This is a genomic window from Actinomadura luzonensis, from assembly GCF_022664455.2.
Taxonomy (GTDB): Bacteria; Actinomycetota; Actinomycetes; order Streptosporangiales; family Streptosporangiaceae; genus Nonomuraea; species Nonomuraea luzonensis.
Genome location: NZ_JAKRKC020000002.1, coordinates 960,937 through 973,548, shown reverse-complemented (window position 1 = coordinate 973,548; position 12,612 = coordinate 960,937). Strand labels below are relative to the sequence as shown.

The 12,612-nt window shown below is 74.0% G+C and carries 13 protein-coding genes; 3 read left to right on the top strand and 10 right to left on the bottom strand.

Annotated features, from left to right (window positions below; genetic code table 11):
• Positions 1-28: 28 nt before the first annotated feature.
• Genes MF672_RS34715 through MF672_RS34695 form a run of 5 tightly spaced genes read right to left on the bottom strand, consistent with a single transcriptional unit; the run spans position 29 to position 4,430 of the window.
• The gene (locus MF672_RS34715; protein WP_242381015.1) at positions 29-730 is read right to left on the bottom strand and encodes a response regulator transcription factor; all 702 of its coding nucleotides are present in this window, start codon (positions 728-730) and stop codon (positions 29-31) included.
• Positions 727-1,290, bottom strand: a complete 564-nt coding sequence (locus tag MF672_RS34710) for a hypothetical protein (RefSeq protein ID WP_242381016.1) — start codon at positions 1,288-1,290, stop codon at positions 727-729. Before MF672_RS34710 ends, MF672_RS34715 begins: the two co-directional genes overlap by 4 nt.
• A gap of 10 nt (positions 1,291-1,300) precedes the next feature.
• Positions 1,301-2,557, bottom strand: a complete 1,257-nt coding sequence (locus MF672_RS34705; RefSeq protein WP_242381017.1) for an ABC transporter permease — start codon at positions 2,555-2,557, stop codon at positions 1,301-1,303.
• Positions 2,554-3,306 (bottom strand): ABC transporter ATP-binding protein, encoded by a 753-nt coding sequence (locus MF672_RS34700; protein ID WP_242381018.1) that lies wholly within the window; start codon positions 3,304-3,306, stop codon positions 2,554-2,556. The genes MF672_RS34705 and MF672_RS34700 overlap by 4 nt, the downstream gene beginning before the upstream one ends.
• Positions 3,303-4,430, bottom strand: coding sequence for an efflux RND transporter periplasmic adaptor subunit (locus MF672_RS34695; RefSeq protein ID WP_247815566.1), 1,128 nt, complete (start codon positions 4,428-4,430; stop codon positions 3,303-3,305). Before MF672_RS34695 ends, MF672_RS34700 begins: the two co-directional genes overlap by 4 nt.
• A gap of 1,087 nt (positions 4,431-5,517) precedes the next feature.
• Here MF672_RS34695 and MF672_RS34690 point away from each other — a divergent pair.
• Positions 5,518-6,819, top strand: a complete 1,302-nt coding sequence (locus tag MF672_RS34690; protein ID WP_247815565.1) for an efflux RND transporter periplasmic adaptor subunit — start codon at positions 5,518-5,520, stop codon at positions 6,817-6,819.
• A 179-nt stretch (positions 6,820-6,998) separates the two neighbouring features.
• Here MF672_RS34690 and MF672_RS34685 read toward each other — a convergent pair whose 3' ends face one another.
• The 3 genes from MF672_RS34685 to MF672_RS34675 form a co-directional block, all read right to left on the bottom strand.
• Entirely contained in the window at positions 6,999-8,564 is a 1,566-nt protein-coding gene (locus tag MF672_RS34685; RefSeq protein ID WP_242380169.1) for an alkaline phosphatase D family protein, read from the bottom strand.
• A gap of 112 nt (positions 8,565-8,676) precedes the next feature.
• Positions 8,677-9,270 (bottom strand): HAD family hydrolase, encoded by a 594-nt coding sequence (locus tag MF672_RS34680; protein ID WP_242380171.1) that lies wholly within the window; start codon positions 9,268-9,270, stop codon positions 8,677-8,679.
• Positions 9,267-10,082: a hypothetical protein gene (locus tag MF672_RS34675; protein WP_242380173.1), complete on the bottom strand. Its 816-nt coding sequence runs from the start codon at positions 10,080-10,082 to the stop codon at positions 9,267-9,269. Before MF672_RS34675 ends, MF672_RS34680 begins: the two co-directional genes overlap by 4 nt.
• Before the next feature lie 158 nt (positions 10,083-10,240).
• On the opposite strand from MF672_RS34675, the gene MF672_RS34670 reads away from it, so the two are divergent.
• Positions 10,241-10,513, top strand: coding sequence for a helix-turn-helix domain-containing protein (locus MF672_RS34670; RefSeq protein WP_242380175.1), 273 nt, complete (start codon positions 10,241-10,243; stop codon positions 10,511-10,513).
• Between the two features lie 34 nt (positions 10,514-10,547).
• On the opposite strand, the gene MF672_RS34665 is transcribed toward MF672_RS34670, so the two are convergent.
• Positions 10,548-11,321 (bottom strand): hypothetical protein, encoded by a 774-nt coding sequence (locus tag MF672_RS34665; RefSeq protein ID WP_242380178.1) that lies wholly within the window; start codon positions 11,319-11,321, stop codon positions 10,548-10,550.
• A 145-nt stretch (positions 11,322-11,466) separates the two neighbouring features.
• Here MF672_RS34665 and arfB point away from each other — a divergent pair, with 145 nt between their 5' ends.
• Positions 11,467-11,874: an alternative ribosome rescue aminoacyl-tRNA hydrolase ArfB gene (gene arfB / locus MF672_RS34660; RefSeq protein ID WP_242380180.1), complete on the top strand. Its 408-nt coding sequence runs from the start codon at positions 11,467-11,469 to the stop codon at positions 11,872-11,874.
• 24 nt (positions 11,875-11,898) lie between these two features.
• On the opposite strand, the gene MF672_RS34655 is transcribed toward arfB, so the two are convergent.
• On the bottom strand, positions 11,899-12,609 hold the full coding sequence (locus MF672_RS34655; protein ID WP_242380182.1) for an NADPH-dependent FMN reductase: 711 nt from the start codon (positions 12,607-12,609) through the stop codon (positions 11,899-11,901).
• Positions 12,610-12,612 lie beyond the last annotated feature (3 nt).

Here is a 12,612-nt window from a genome sequence, read left to right as displayed (position 1 = left end):
GGCGGGCGGCGCGCCGGCCGTACGCCGCTCACAGGCCGCGCGGCGGGCGCAGGATGTAGCCGACGCCCCGGAGGGTGTGCAGGTACTTGCGCTCGCCGGTGTCCACCTTGCGGCGCAGGTAGGAGACGTACGACTCGACGAGGCCGACGTCGGTCCGCCAGTCGCCGTTCCAGACGTGGTCGAGGATCTGGGTCTTCGACAGCACCCGTCCCGCGTTGAGCATGAAGTACTGCAGCAGCCGGAACTCCGTCGGCGACAGCTTCACCGGCAGGCCGTCGCGCCACACCTCGTGGGTCTCCTCGTCCAGCTCCAGGTCGGCGACGCGCAACCGGTTGGGCGGCGGGGTGCCGCGCCGGGTGCGGCGCAGCACGGCCCTGATGCGGGCGATGACCTCCTCCAGGCTGAACGGCTTGGTGACGTAGTCCTCGCCGAGGCCGAGCCCGGCGAGGCGGTCCTCCGGCGTGTCCTTCGCGGTCACGAACAGGACCGGGACCCGGCGGCCGCGGGACCGCAGCCTGCCCGCGACCGTCAGGCCGTCCAGGTCGGGCAGCATGACGTCGAGCATCACCAGGTCGGGCGTGCTCTCCTCGGCCACCCGCAGCGCCTCCCGCCCGTCGGCGGCGGTCAGCACCTCGAACCCGGCCATGCGCAGGCTGGCCGAGAACAGCTCCCTGATGTTGGGCTCGTCGTCGACCACCAGCAGCCTGGCCTCGGGCTCGGGGCGGCTCATCGCGGGCCGCCTCCCGGGAACTGCTGGCCGCCCTGGGTGATCGAGGTCGCCGTCACCGAGCCGTCGCCGCCCTGCTGGCCGCGGACCGTGACGTTGCCGCCCTTCTCCAGGTCGGTGACCTTGCCGGGCTTGGCGATCTGGACGGTGGTCTGGTCGGTGGTGGTGACGGTGACCGTGGCGCCGTCCATGGTCTTGACGTAGACCTTGCCGTCCTCGACCTTCTCGACGGTGCCGAACGTGCCGCCGCCCATGCCGCCCATGCGCTGGCCCTGGCCGCCGAAGCCGCCGTTCTGCCCGCGCTGGCCGTACCCGGGCGGCGCGCCGCCCTGCTGCTGGGCGTACCCGCCGCCCATGGCGCGCTGGCCCGGCGCGGCGGCGGCGGCGCCGGCGTCGTCACCGCCGAACAGCTTGCCGGCCTGGATGCCGATGAGGATCCCGGCCACCAGCACCACCCCGGCGGCCAGCGCCATCGTGAGCTTCGACATGCCCTGGCGGGGCTGGGCGGACAGTTCCTCGCCCAGGTCGTCGGGGAACGGCGAGGAGTCGAGCTGCTGCGACATGTGACTCTCCTTATTCGTGGCGCAGAGCCTGGATCGGCCGGAGCTTGGCCGCCCGGTTCGCCGGATAACTGCCGAAGAACAACCCGATCCCCACCGACACGCCGAGGGCGAGCGCCACCGACGACGGCACGAGGACCGGCTCGATGCCGGCGATGGTGAGCCTGGTGCCGAGGAAGGCCACCAGCACGCCGGACAACCCGCCCACGAGGCTCAGCAGGGTCGCCTCCATGAGGAACTGGCCCAGGATCGCGCTCCGCGGGGCGCCGATCGCCTTGCGGATGCCGATCTCGCGGGTGCGCTCGGTGACGGTCACCAGCATGATGTTGGTGATGCCGATGCCGCCGACCAGCAGCGAGATCGCGGCGACGGCGCCGAGCAGCACGGTGAAGGTGCCGGTCGCCTCACTGACGGTCTCCTGCAACGTGGCCTGGTTCAGCACGCGGTAGTCGGGGTTGTTGTTGGTGATGCCGTGTCGTTGGTTGAGGATAGCCGTGACCTCGGACTGCGCCGTCGTGGTGGTGCCGGCGCCGGTCGCCTGGACGACGATCTGCGACAACGAGCCGAACCCGCTGAGGCTCTGCTGCACCGCCGGCAGCGGGGCCACGGCGATGTCGTCGGCGTCCTGCATGCCGGTCGAGCCGGCCTCCTTCAGCACGCCGACCACGGTGAACGGCACGCCCGACACGCTGACCTGCTTGCCGATCGGGTCCACCGCGCCGAACAGCTCCTCCACGACGGTCTGGCCGAGCACCACGACCTTCCTGGCGGCCAGCACGTCGTCGTTGAAGAAGTAGGTGCCCTTGGCGACGGGCTTGTTCACGGCCTCGAAGTAGCTGGGGTAGGTGCCGACGAACTGGGCGATCGCGTGGCTGGCGGGGCCGTACGTGGCCGTCGAGGAGGAGGCGGTCACCACCGGCGAGACGCTCTTGACCGACGGCGCGAGCGTCCGGTCGGTCAGCGCCTTGGCGTCGGCCAGGCTGAGCTGCCTGGCCTGGGTGCGCGGGCCGGTGTTGCCGCCGCCGCCCGGCGCGCCCCGGAACCCGCCGCCGCCTCCGCCGCCGCCGGAGAACGACGGGGAGATCGTCAGCGTGTTCGCGCCGAGCCGCTGGATGTTCTGCTGGATCGAGCGGGAGGAGCCCTCGCCGACCGCGACCAGCAGGATGACCGCCGCGACGCCGATGAGGATGCCGAGCGTGGTCAGCGCGCTGCGCATCTTGTTGGCCAGCAGGCCGCGCAGCGCGAAGCGGAGGATCTCGAGCTGGTTCATCTGACGGCCGCCTTCGGGGGCGGGCCGTCCACCGGCGCCTGCCGCCGGTCCTCGACGATCTCGCCGTCCACCAGGCGGATCACCCGCTTGGCGTGCGCGGCCACGTCGTCCTCGTGGGTGATGAGGACGATCGTGCGGCCGGTGTCGCTGAGCCGGTCGAGGATCTGCAGCACGTCTCCGGTGGAGGCGGTGTCCAGGTTGCCGGTGGGCTCGTCGGCCAGCAGCAGGGCGGGCGCGGTGACCAGCGCCCTGGCCACGGCGACGCGCTGCTGCTGGCCGCCGGAGAGCTGGTTCGGCTCGTGGTGCACGCGGTCGCTCAGGCCGACCTGCTCCAGCGCGGCCAGCGCGCGGGCGCGCCGGTCGGCCGGGCCGACGCCGCCGTACACGAGCGGCAGCTCGACGTTGGCCAGCGCGGTCATGCGCGGGATGAGGTTGAAGGACTGGAAGACGAACCCGACCCGGCGGTTGCGCAGGATTGCGAGCTGCCGCTCGTCCAGCCGGCCGACGTCGGCGCCGTCGATCAGGTACGTGCCGGAGGTCGGCACGTCGAGGCAGCCGAGGATGTTCATCAGCGTCGACTTGCCGGAGCCGGAGGCGCCCATGATGGCCACGTAGTCGCCCTGCTCCACGTCCAGGCTGATGCCGCGCAGGGCGCGCACCCGGGCGTCGCCCTCGCCGTACTCCTTCACCAGGTTCCGCACCCGCAGGACCGGCGGTTTGCCCACCACGCGCAGCTCGGTGGCCGTCATCGCCCGCCTCCCGGCACGCCGCCGCCGCCCGGCATCCCGCCGCCGGGGAAGCCGCCGCCGAAGCGCTGGTTGCCGCCCTGGGTGGTGCCGGACGAGGAGACCGGAGGCACGATCTGGTCGCCCTCGGAGACGCCCGACCTGATCTCGGTCAAGGTCGTGCCCTGCACGCCGACCTCCACCGGGGTCCGGCTCTGGCGGCCGTCCTTCAGCACGGTGACGGTGGTCTGGCCGCCACTGGTGGAGATCGCGGTGGACGGGACGGTGACGACGTTCTCGGCGCGGCCGGTGACGACCTCGACCGTGGCGGTCTGGCCCAGCCGGACCTCGTCCGGCACCTCGGTGAAGGTCACCGTGACCGGGTACTGCACGACGTTGTTGCTGGTGGAGGCGACCGGCTCGATCTGGGTGACCTCGCCGGTGGCGGTCACACCGGGCAGCGCGTCGAACGTGATCGTCGCGCTCTGGCCCTTCTTCAGCTTGCCCACGTCGGACTCGGTGAAGGTGCCGACGAGCTGCAGCTTCCCGGTGTCGGCGAGCTCGACGAAGCCGCTGGAGGCGGAGCCGGAGCCGGACGAGGCGGTGCTCTGGGCCTGGCCGCCGCTCTGGCCTGTGCCCGAGCTGCCGCCGCCGCTCGCGCTGCCGCTGCTCGTGCCGCCCACCGAGCCGTTGACGGCGGTGACCGTGCCGCTGAAGGGGGCCTTCAGCACGGTCGCGGCGACCGTGCGCTGCGCGTCGCGGTAGGTGTTGCGGGCCTTGATGTAGGCGGCGTACAGCTGGGCCGTGTCCGTGCCGTCGGCCACGGCGCTGTCGTAGCTCGCCTTGGCGGCCGACAGGCTCTCCTGGGCGGCGTCGTCGTCCAGGCGGGCCAGGATCTCGCCCTTGTCCACCTTGTCGCCGGCCTTGACGTAGATCTTCTCGACCGTGCCGGACGTGCCGAAGGACAGGGCGCGGGACTTGGCGCTCTCCACCGCGCCCGTGGCCGACACGGAGGCCACGACGGTGCCGCGGCCCGCGGTCACCGTCCGGACGGCGCTCGCGCCCGCCGCCTCGTCCCCCGTACCGAGCTGGGCGTAGGCGAACGCGGCCCCGCCCAGCAGGAGCACCGCCAGTGCTCCGTTGGTCATCAGCGCGCCGCGGCTCTTGCGCGATCTGCGCCTGTTCGACACCTTCACGAGCCGTGACCCTTGCACAGAAGGCTGCGCCGCAGCCGCGAGCAAGCTGAACGTTCGCTGACAGCGGGCGGGCCGGAGCGGGCACACAGAGAACTCTGAGGCTCCTCGCAGCGTGCCGCGAACCTGCTTCGCCAGGATGATCCACCATGAGACGGACATTCGCGCTGGGCGGGCTCGCCCTGGCCGTGCTCGCCGCCGGGTCGGGCGTGGCCGTGCTCGCGCTGCGCGACGACGCCCCGGCCGCCGTGCAGGTACGGCTGGCCGCCGCGCGGCGCGGGCAGGTCACGGCGGTGGTGAGCGCCGCGGGCAACACCGTGGACGGCTCCCGCCGCGACCTGGCCTTCGGCTCCTCCGGCACCGTGACCAAGGTGTACGTCAAGGCGGGCACCAAGGTGAAGAAGGGCCAGGTCCTGGCGCGGATCGACGGGCGGGCGGCGCGGGAGGCGTACGAGGCGGCCAAGGCGGACCTGGCGGCCGCGGAAGAGGCCCTGGACAAGGCGTCGTCCGCGAGCACCACCACTCCCACGGGCACCACCTCCACGGGCACCACTTCGACCGGCGCCACTTCACCGGGCACCTCCGCGACGGGCGGCACCGCCAGGACCGGCGGAACGGGCGCGACGGGCGGAACGGGCGCGACGGGCGGAACGGGCGGCACCGGCGGTGCTGCCTGTGCTCCCGGCGGTGGGGCGTCCGCCGCGCCGAGCGGGGCCGCCTCCGGCCGGCCGACGGGCAGCGCCGCGCCGACCGGCGGCGCGTCGGGCGCGCCCACCGGCACCGCGGCCAGGCCCCGACCAGCGGCTCGACCGCCAGCACCGGCAACGGCACCGTCGCCAACGGCGGCACCACCGCCGACCCGCCGACCGGACGTGCGGCCACCGAAGGCGCCCCCACCGGGGGCACCTCCTCCGGGGGCACCTCCTCCGGGGGCGCGACCTCCGGGGGCGCGACCTCCGGGGGCGCGACCTCCGGGAGTGCGGCCACCGGGAGTGCGGCCACCGGGAGTGCGGCCACCGGCGGCGGGCCCTCCGGCGGCACCGTGGACGCCGTCGCGACGACCGGGCCGTCCGCCAGGGGCGCGGCGGGCGGGCTGCTCGGCCCGTCGGTCTCGCCCACCGCGACCCCCACCGCGACCCCCACAGCGTCCCCCTCCGCGTCTCCTTCGGGGCCCCGCGCGGCGGCTCGCGGCGTCGCCACGACCCCCGCCCCGGCCCCGTCCCGGACGCCGGCCAGCACGCCGACCAGGACCGGACGCCCCACCACGGGCCCCACCACGAGCCCCACCACCGGCCCCACCGCCCCCGGGCCGCGGCCCACGGTGACGGTGACCGCCACCGTGACGGCCACGGTCACGGTCACCGCGACCGTCACCGCCACCCCGACGGGCGGCACGGGGAACGGCGGCACGGGGAACGGCGGCACCGGGAACGGCGGCACCGGGAACGGCACGCCCACCGGCGGCGCGCAGCCGGGCGGCGGCTCGTCCCCCACCGCGGCCCCGTCGGCGCAGCCGTCCAGGAGCCCGTCGGCGAAACCGTCCGGGAAACCGTCCGCCAAGCCGTCCGGGACGAAGAAGGCGTCGTCCGGCGCCACCCGTCCCGGCCAGGGCACGGGCGCCTGCGCCCCCACCGGCGGCGGCGACGGCACCGCGCCCCGCACCGGCACGACCGGCGGCGGGAACGGCGGGGGCGCCTCCGAGGAGCAGGCCGCCGCGAACGTGGACCGCGCCGAGGCGGCCGTGGAGCAGGCCGCCGACGCCGTACGGGCCACCCGCATCGTGGCCCCGGTGGCGGGGACGGTGCTGTCGGTGGCGGGCGGAGTCGGCGACACGGCGGGCACCGGCACCTTCGTCAGCCTGGGCGACCTGGACGAGCTGCAGGTCCAGGCCATGGTCACCGAGTCCGACGTCAACCGGCTGAAGCTCGGCCAGCAGGCGCAGGTCACGCTGGCCACGCGCGGCGCCGAGCGGTACCCGGCCACGGTCACGGCGATCGCGCCGACCGCCACGACGGACGGACAGCTCGTCCGCTACTCGGTCACGCTGGCCTTCGACGAGCCGCCGGCCGGCCTGATGCTGGGGCAGACGGCCTCGGTGACGATCACCACGGACGAGGCCGCGGACGCCGTGTACGTGCCCGCGGCGGCGATCCGCAGCAGGTCGGACGGCACGCAGGTGGTGACCGTCCGCTCCGGCGGCCGTGACCTGGCGAAGGTGGTGCGGACCGGGGTGCGCGGCGACCAGTACGTCGAGGTCACCTCGGGCCTGACGGAGCGCGACCAGGTGGTGGTGTCGAGCGGCGGCGCGGGCGAGTTCCCCGACGGCGCCTGGCCGGACGCCTGACGACCCGGCCGCCTGATCTGGCCGGGCACCCGACGACGCCCGGCCCCTCGGACGCCGGGCCGCGACCCGGGCCCGCCCCGCCCCCGCGGCCTCGGGAAAGGGGTGGACCTGCCCCTGGGTCGCGGCCCGGCCCTTCCTGTCCCGGTTGAGCGGATCTTCAGCCCGTTCCCAGCCGGCGTTCAGGAAACCGGCCGGGCCGCGGCCGCGGCCCGCGCCGCGCCCGGCGCGCCCTCGGCCGCCGGGAGGGTGAGCGTGTGCGAGGTCCTGGCCGGGGCGCCGCGCCGGGAGATGTAGTCGAGGGTGCGGAAGTCCACCGACAGCTCGTCCGCGGTGAGCCGGCCCATCAGGTAGCCGCGGCGCTGGTCGATGTAGGAGAAGTGCGGGTTCTCCTGGAGGGCCTCGGCGATCCACGTCCGGTCCCGGTAGCCGTCGCCGTCGCTGGCGACGGACGAGGCCACCAGCTCCCGCGCGACGACCGGCGAGTCCGGGTCGTCGAAGTCGGGTTTGAGCTCGGCGAGGTGGTGCATGTGGGCGTCACCGGTCAGCACCACGGGGTTCGGCGTGCGGGACAGGGCGCCCAGGAGGCGGGTGCGCTCGGCGGCGTAGCCGTCCCAGGAGTCCAGGTTGACCTCGCGGCCCGGGCCGATCTTGTAGTCGCGCTGGGCCACCATGATCTGCTGGCCGAGCAGGTTCCAGCGGGTGGTGGAGCCGCGCAGGCCGTCCTCCAGCCAGCGCCACTGCTCGGCGCCGAGCAGGGTGCGCCGGTCGGCGAGCCGTTCGTCGCAGCCGGCCCGGACCCCGTCCAGGCACGCCTGGTCGTCGCGGAACTGCCGGGTGTCGAGCAGGTGGAAGCGGGCCAGCGTGCCCCAGGAGACGCGCCGGTTCACGCGCAGCACCGCGCCCTGGAGGCTGCCGCGGCGCAGCGGCATGTTCTCGTAGTAGGCGCGGAAGGCCTGCGCCCGGCGGGAGGCGAAATCGGCCTCGCCGGTGCTGGAGACCGAGCCGGCCCAGTTGTTCTCGATCTCGTGGTCGTCGAAGGCGACCAGCCACGGCGCGGTGGCGTGCGCCTTCTGCAGGTCGTGGTCGCTCTTGTACTGGGCGTGCCGCAGGCGGTAGTCGGCCAGGGTGCGGCACTTGCCGGGCGTGTGGGTGCGGACGCGGCCGGCCAGCGCGGTGTAGCCGCTGGGGCCGTACTCGTACATGTAGTCGCCGAGGAAGACGACGAGGTCGGGCTCCTGCTCGGCGAGGCGGCGGTAGGCGGTGTAGTAGCCGTGCTCGTAGTGCGCGCACGCGGCGACGGCGAAGGTGAGCGGCGTCGTCGCGCCGGTGGGCGTGGTGCGGGTGCGGCCCTCCGGGGACAGGCGGCCCTCGCTGCGGAAGCGGTAGAAGTAGTCGCGGCCCGGCTCCAGGCCGTCCAGCTCGACGTGCACGCTGTGCGCGTCGCGGGCCCGGGCGGTCGCGGTGCCGGACCGCACGATCGTCGAGAAGCGCTCGTCCGCCGCGACCTGCCAGTCCACCTCGACGTCGCGGGCGGGCATGCCGCCGCGGCCGTCGCCGCTGAGCGGCTCGACGGCCAGCCGGGTCCACAGCACGAAGCCGCCGGCTGAGGGGTCGCCGGAGGCCACGCCGAGCGTGAACGGGTCGGCTCTGAGGGTTCTGGACGGGCGGGCCGACGCGGGGGCGGCCCAGGTCTGGGAGGTGAGGAGGCCGGCTGTCGCCGCTGTCAGGAAGGCTCTGCGGTCCACGTTCCCAGGTATGTCCGCCCGCGCTGACTCGCCCGTGACCGGGGAGTCAAGGCCCGGTGAACAGCAACGGTCGTCCTCACGCGCCCGATCCGGGCGATCCCCGGCGGAGCGGTCAGGCGGGCAGGGCGGCCCGGAGTGCGGCGCGGAGTGCGGCGGCGTCGGTGAAGTGCACGCCGGTCAGGCCCGCCCGCTCGGCGCCCTCGACGTTCTCGGGCCGGTCGTCGATGAAGACGATCTCCGAGGGGGCGACGCCGAGCTCGCGCGCGACCTCGACGTAGATCTCCCGCTCCGGTTTCACCAGCCCCATCCGGCCGCTGTAGAAGCGGCGGCCGATGGCGGCGATCCAGGGCAGCTCGTCCAGGCCGTCGCCGACGCAGACGGACGCGTTGGACAGCAGCGCCACGTCGCGGCCGCCGGCCAGCAGCTCGCCGAGCAGGGCGACGGTGTCCTCGTTGGGGTGCGCCCAGCTCGCCACGTCCATGGCGACCAGGCGGGCGACCTCGGAGTGGGTGACGGGCCGGCCGAGCACCGCCGACCAGTAGGCGTGCGGGGTCAGCACGGCCTGGTCGTAGTCGAGGCGGTGCCGCCAGTAGCCGCTGATGAACGCCTCGAACTCGGCGTCCGCCGCGCGCGCCATCTCCCGGGCGTCGGACTCGGGCTGGGGCAGCGACAACACGCCGCCGTAGTCGAACACGATCCACGTCATGTCAGGAATGGTCGCAGATGCGGGTCGAGCGCGGGGCAGCCGAGATATTTCTCGGCGGTGTGGAAGTCGATCCAGTCGAGGTTGACCAGCTCCTCGACGTCCACGCCGGTGAAGCAGCCGCCGAGGCCGGGCGGGATGGCGGCGATGTCGTCCTTGTCGGCGATGTTGACCCAGCGGGCCACGCCGGGGGGCCGCTCGCCGCGGCCGTTGATGGGGGCGGGCAGCAGCCGTTCGAAGACGACGTTGCGCATGCCGAGCGGGCTGCCGAGGGTGATCAGCAGGTCGATCCGCAGGTCCGGGTTGGCCCACAGGGTCTCGTACGCGACGACGCTCCCGAGGGAGTGTGCGATGACCACCTTGGGGCGGTTGCGGCGGATCGTCGCGGCCACCGCCGCCCGGCACCGCTCGCGTTTGCCCTCGTCGGTGAGGTAGGCCGCCACCTCGGGCGCGAAGAGCTGGGCGAAGGCCGCCGACCGGCCGTCGAGCCGGGCGAGCAGCCAGCCGGTGAACGTCTTGAGGGCGCCCGTGACCTGCTCGCCCAGCCCTCGGTTGCGGGCCCACTCCACCAGGACCTGCTGGGCGGGGGCGTCCAGGGCGGCCAGCGAGCGGGCCGCCCTGGCCCGGCCGTCGCTCAGCAGGTGGGAGAAGTAGGCGATCTCGCTGAAGTACGTGCCGGCGCCGGTGCCGCCGAGGGCCCCGTGCAGGTAGCGGTCCCATTTGAGGCGCATGGCCTCCGCCGCCCCGGCCGCCGACCCGGCCTCCAGGAAGTAGTTGTACTTGCCGATGCCGTGCACGCCGACGATGACCGCCACCCTTGCCTCCTCACGTCCCCGTGTCCTTGCGCGATGCTGGCTTACGCCGCTTGCACGCGGCCGTCAAGCGGCCGTCGGAGTTTAGTCTTGCCTAAAGGTTTAGGTAGAGCTAAAGTGGAGGCATCTGAAGACGTCGGTGTCCCGAGAGCGAGACCGCCATGGCCCCACGCCAGAGCACGCGCGACGAGGTGGGCGGCTTCGCCCAAGAGGTCGTCGATGAGATCACCTGGTACATGCGGGAGCACAAGATCTCCCGTGCCGACCTCGCCGCCGCCATGGGCGTGTCCGCGGGGCGGGTGAGCCAGATCCTGTCCGGCGACGAGAACCTCACGCTCCGCACGCTCGGGGCCGTGGTCGACGCGCTCGGGGCCCGCCTGGAGTTCACGCTCGGCGACGCCGAGGGCTCCCCCGACGCCTTCCCCAGCGCCTAGGGCCTCCGCGGCCTCTCAGAGCGCCCGCGGCCTCTCAGAGCGCCCGCCGGACGGCCTCCGACTCGCGGATGCGCGAGGGCGGCGTGAACGCCGGCAGCGACCGGTAGCCGGCCCGGTAGCCGGCCGCCAGCAGCCGCAGCAGATCGCTCTCCGCGTCGTGCTTGAGCACGCCGTGCAGCCTGCGCAGATCGTTCAGATACCGCTCGTACCGGGCCGCCCGGGTGTGCCGCGAGTTGCCGAGCGCGGTGGACACCTTCGACCGGGCCGCCCCGTCCTCGATCAGCGCGGCCACGTCGAGCCGCCGCTCGATGGCGTCCAGCCGGGCGTGGATGCGCTCGCGGCGGCGCTCCTCCGGGGTGAGGCGCTCGTTGATGCGCTCGTGGTAACGGTGGGCGGCGAGGCTCAGCTCGTAGACGTTCCAGGAGTCGTCGACCCGGCGCTCGCACCACACCCACTGGTCCTCGGCCATCGCCTGGTCCAGCTTGGCCAGCAGCGACACCAGCCAGAACGTCGCCGCCTCGCGCCCCAGCGACCGGCGTTCCTCGTCCTTGCCGCGCATCTGGCTCAGCCACAGCCCGCTCGGCCCGGCGGCGCCGAGCGCGGTGGCCAGGAAGTCGTTCAGCAGCCAGCCGCTCACCAGCGCCACCCCGGCGGACAGCAGCCCGGTCAGCATGGTGATCGCGAGCGCCAGCCGCCACCCCGCCGGCCCGAACGGCCGCCCCTTGCCCTGACACCGCAGCAGCAGGAACCCGACGGCGGAGACGACGGCCAGCACCACCGTGAGGCCCGCCTGGACGACAGGCTGCATGGAAATACGCCCCTCCTCCGCGATGTTCTTCCCATAGTCGCAGCGGGGGCGGTGATTGAAAATGCCGTTGCGGACGGCATATCCCACCCGGATACGGTGACATTCACCTTCGACAGGCAGATCCACACCGACAGGAGTCCCGCGCATGCCCGGCCCGCTGGTCGTCAACGACTCGGTCGTCATCCCCGACGCCGAGCTCGTCTGGCGCTTCTCGCGTTCGTCCGGCCCGGGCGGGCAGGGTGTCAACACCACCGACAGCCGGGTAGAGCTGACCTTCGACGTGGCGGCCAGCACGGCGCTGCCGCCCGCGCTGAAGCAGCGGGCGCTCGACCGGCTGGGCGCGGCCACGATCACGATCGCCGCTTCGGAGTACCGTTCGCAGCTCAGGAACCGGGAGGCCGCGACGCAGCGGCTGGCTCAGCGGCTGCGCGAGGCGATCGCCCCGCCGCCCAAGCGGCGGCGCCCGACCAAGCCCAGCAGGGGCTCGGTCGAGCGCCGCATCGCCGCCAAAAAACAACGCTCCGACGTCAAGAGACTGCGCCGTGGCCTCTGATCCCGGGCCCGCGGCGGCTGCCGATCAGCGGGACAGCGCGGGCTCGCGCACGTTGAGGCCCGGCTCGCGCATCGGCATCAGGGCGGGCTCGAGGACGTCGGCCAGGACAGGCTCCAGCGCCTCGGCGGAGGCCGGCTCCAGCAGCTCGACAGCGGCGGGCGCCAGCAGCTCGGCGGCGGGTTCCAGCAGCTCGACGGCGGCGGCGGGCTCCAGCAGCTCGGCCGGGCACAGCCGCCCGATCACCCCGCGCACCTGCTCCCGCAACACCGGGTCGGCGAGGCGGCCGTCCTCCTCGAAATGCCGGCAGCCGGGCAGGATCACCAGCTCCGCGCCCGTCACCACCGCCCCGGCCGTCTGCAGCCGCTTGTAAAGCTCCGCCTGCGCCCACATCGCCCCGCACGCCCGGGCGCTCGCGCTCATCACCGCCACATGCTTGCCCGCCAGCGCGCCGCGTGCCGTCAGCCAGTCCAGGGTGTCGATCAGCTCGTCCGGCAGCAGGCTGTGCTCGGGCGCCGTCACGATCACCGCGTCCGCCGCGGCGACCAGCGCCGCCAGCTCCCGCACCGGCGCGGGCGCGGTGGCGGGCACCGGCCCGTCCTCGTACGGCGGCATCTGCCGCAGGCCGGACCACACCTCGAATCCGACGCCCTCGGGCAACTCACCGCCCGCCGCTCCCAGCAACCTGTTGACGAACGATCCGGCGTGCAGGCCGGCGGCGATGCCGATGATTTTCACCCT

Excerpts from the sequence above, each read along its gene's own strand:
- MF672_RS34715 (WP_242381015.1), bottom strand. The coding sequence starts at position 730 with ATGAGCCGCCCCGAGCCCGAGGCCAGGCTGCTGGTGGTCGACGACGAG.
- MF672_RS34710 (WP_242381016.1), bottom strand. The coding sequence starts at position 1,290 with ATGTCGCAGCAGCTCGACTCCTCGCCGTTCCCCGACGACCTGGGCGAG.
- MF672_RS34705 (WP_242381017.1), bottom strand. The coding sequence starts at position 2,557 with ATGAACCAGCTCGAGATCCTCCGCTTCGCGCTGCGCGGCCTGCTGGCC.
- MF672_RS34700 (WP_242381018.1), bottom strand. The coding sequence starts at position 3,306 with ATGACGGCCACCGAGCTGCGCGTGGTGGGCAAACCGCCGGTCCTGCGG.
- MF672_RS34695 (WP_247815566.1), bottom strand. The coding sequence starts at position 4,430 with ATGACCAACGGAGCACTGGCGGTGCTCCTGCTGGGCGGGGCCGCGTTC.
- MF672_RS34680 (WP_242380171.1), bottom strand. The coding sequence starts at position 9,270 with ATGACGTGGATCGTGTTCGACTACGGCGGCGTGTTGTCGCTGCCCCAG.
- MF672_RS34670 (WP_242380175.1), top strand. The coding sequence starts at position 10,241 with ATGGCCCCACGCCAGAGCACGCGCGACGAGGTGGGCGGCTTCGCCCAA.
- MF672_RS34665 (WP_242380178.1), bottom strand. The coding sequence starts at position 11,321 with ATGCAGCCTGTCGTCCAGGCGGGCCTCACGGTGGTGCTGGCCGTCGTC.
- arfB (WP_242380180.1), top strand. The coding sequence starts at position 11,467 with ATGCCCGGCCCGCTGGTCGTCAACGACTCGGTCGTCATCCCCGACGCC.